At 57.1% G+C, this 2,572-nt stretch carries 3 protein-coding genes and 1 pseudogene; all 4 read left to right on the top strand.

The features are described 5' to 3' along the window. Positions 1-261: hypothetical protein (locus tag NQF64_RS08840; protein ID WP_266107140.1), on the top strand; the 261-nt coding region annotated here is incomplete at its 5' end. Beyond that, positions 248-1,477 (top strand): baseplate J/gp47 family protein, encoded by a 1,230-nt coding sequence (locus NQF64_RS08845; RefSeq protein ID WP_266107141.1) that lies wholly within the window; start codon positions 248-250, stop codon positions 1,475-1,477. The genes NQF64_RS08840 and NQF64_RS08845, both read left to right, overlap by 14 nt. Beyond that, positions 1,474-2,163, top strand: coding sequence for a DUF2612 domain-containing protein (locus tag NQF64_RS08850; RefSeq protein ID WP_266107142.1), 690 nt, complete (start codon positions 1,474-1,476; stop codon positions 2,161-2,163). Before NQF64_RS08845 ends, NQF64_RS08850 begins: the two co-directional genes overlap by 4 nt. Further along, positions 2,160-2,572, top strand: a pseudogene (locus NQF64_RS08855) (phage tail protein); the annotation flags it as partial. The gene NQF64_RS08850 and the pseudogene NQF64_RS08855, both read left to right, overlap by 4 nt.

Raw genomic sequence — 2,572 nt, forward strand, 5'->3', positions numbered from 1 at the left:
CAAGATGTCTGCTCTGCCGCCCGCACATGGCTGGGGGAGGTGCTGTACGACACCGGGCAAGGCATCCCCTACGATACAGACATCCTCAATTCAGAGGTGGACATCTCCTTCTACGCCTCCGAGGTCGAAGATGCCGCGCTCTCCGTCCCCGGCGTTGCCGCTGCGACCTGCCACCTCGCCAATCCCACAAAAGAACGCCAATTACGCGGCGTTATCCTCGTAACCTTCACTGATGGAAGCACGGATTATGCCCAATTCTGACTTCATAACGAACGTCCCTGCTCCCACCCTCACCGATGCAGGCTTCACCGCTCCTTCTGAGCAAGACATCCTCACCGGCGTGCTAGCGGACATGAACACCGCCCTCGGTGGCGGGGCTAATACGGCCCTCTCCACCCCTCAAGGGCAAATTGCCATTTCAGAAACCGCTATTCTTGGCGATTTTCTATCGGCCATGCTCGCCGTCTTTAATGGCGTGGACCCCGCCTCAGCCTCCGGGCGGATGCAAGATGCTATCGGGCGCATTTATTTTATGGAACGCCGCCCCGCCACCGCGACCACTGTTACCGTGCAAGCCACGGTGAACGCTCCCGGTCAGGTCATCAAAGCGGGCACGATTGTAGCCCAAAGCTCAGTGGATAATACGCTCTATGCCGCCCCGCAGGATATTACCCTCCCCAACACCAACACTGCTAATTTAGAGCTTTCATGCCAAACAGCAGGGGCCATTACATGCCCCGCCAATAGCTTAACGCTCTATCAAGCAGGGCTGGGGATTGCAGCCCTCTCTAACGCCGCCCCCGGTGCTACGGGAGCCGATGCCGAAAGCCGCACGGACTTCGAGGCGCGGCGTCAAGCGAGTGTAGCAGCCAACAGCATCGGCCAGAACGCCTCTCTCATGGGCGCATTGCTTGCACTCCCGGGCGTAACAGATGCCTTTGTGACGGATAACCCCTCCCAAACGGACATGACGCAACAGGGCGTGACCATCCCAGCAGGGACGCAATATATCCTTGTCGAGGGCGGCAATCCGACAGACATCGGACGTGCCATCCTCAATAAAAAGCCCCCCGGCATTGCAACTGTAGGCACGCATATCGTCACCGTTCAGGATACCAACCCGGTTTATACGGGGAACCAACCTTCCTACTCCTTCCATTTCGATAGACCAACTCCGGTGGCTGTCTATGTGACCATGGAGATTGCGGCATCGGATGCAGTACCAAACAACGCAGCGCAACTCATCCAACAAGCCATCATGAGCTATCTCACAACGGGCACAACACGCATCCGCATCGGCAAGACGCTCTACGCCTCGCGCCTCTCAGCGGTTGTGGATGGGTTAGGTGATTGGGCGGAGGTGCTAACGCTCTCTATCGGCACAGATGCCAATGCGGGCCAGAACAGGCTCACCCTACCGATCAACCAACTCCCCACCGTCACAGCCGATACAATCAGCGTGCAGGTGGTGACATGATCGACATACGCGAGACCATCTTAGCACAATATGCCAACAGCCCCGCCCTCACCGGCATTATTGGTTACTTCAATGCGGCCATAGACCCACAGAACCTCATTGAAACCTTCCAACAACGCGTCTGGAACCCCCTTACCGCCACGGGATGGGGGCTAGATGTATGGGGCCGCATTGTCGGAGCCCAGCGCATCCAGAAGGTCAGTCAACCGCAATTCATCGGCTTTGATGAGGCTGATGATGGCACCAATTCAGCACGCCCTTTTGAAGATGGCATCTTTTATACCGGCAAGAGCATCACCGAGAATTACGCCCTCACTGATGAGGCCTTCCGGCGGCTTATCTTCGCCAAGGCGGCGGCCAATATCTCCAACGGCTCCATCGCGCAAAGCAACATCATCCTTATGCGCCTCTTTGGCGGGAATGGTAAGGTCATTTACCTCTCCGAAGGAACCGCCGCCGACGGCTATCTCGGTTTTGCAGAGGCGCGCGGCCCTGCCAACAAACCCCAAACCTTCGAGAACGGCATCTTTTTCGATGACAGCTCTTTGGGGTCTGCCAATGGTACGATGACCATTTGCCACAACTGGGACCTCTCCCCCCTTGATGTCACCCTCATCCATCAAAGCGGTGCCCTCCCCCGCCCCGCCGGTGTCCACATCCTTTATCAACGAGTTTACATTCCATGAAACAGACCGACACACGTCCTCTTTTCTCTATTCCTTGGGCCGACCAAGCCGATAGCTCCACCATTGCGACCATTCCACAATCAGCAACCGCTATTGGCCGAGCGAGCATGGCTCTGGGCTTCCCCAAAGCGACCATGACCCCCATCGCCGCCGGTGGCGTGCCGCCTTATGGCGAGGATATGAATGGCATCCTCAATATGCTCTCACGCGCGGCCCGCACAGCAGAACTAGGGATACTGCACCCTTTCTCTGCCGATTATGCCACCGCTATTAATGGCTATCCTGTGGGCGCAACCATCGCACACCCTACCATCGCAGGGCGTTTTCTCATCTGCACGGCAGACAATAACACCAACGACCCCAGCCAGAGCATGAATGGCTGGCTAGACCCGCTAGGAAATTACGCCAC

Source organism: Bombella saccharophila, from assembly GCF_026385475.1.
In the GTDB taxonomy this organism is placed as follows: Bacteria; Pseudomonadota; Alphaproteobacteria; order Acetobacterales; family Acetobacteraceae; genus Bombella; species Bombella saccharophila.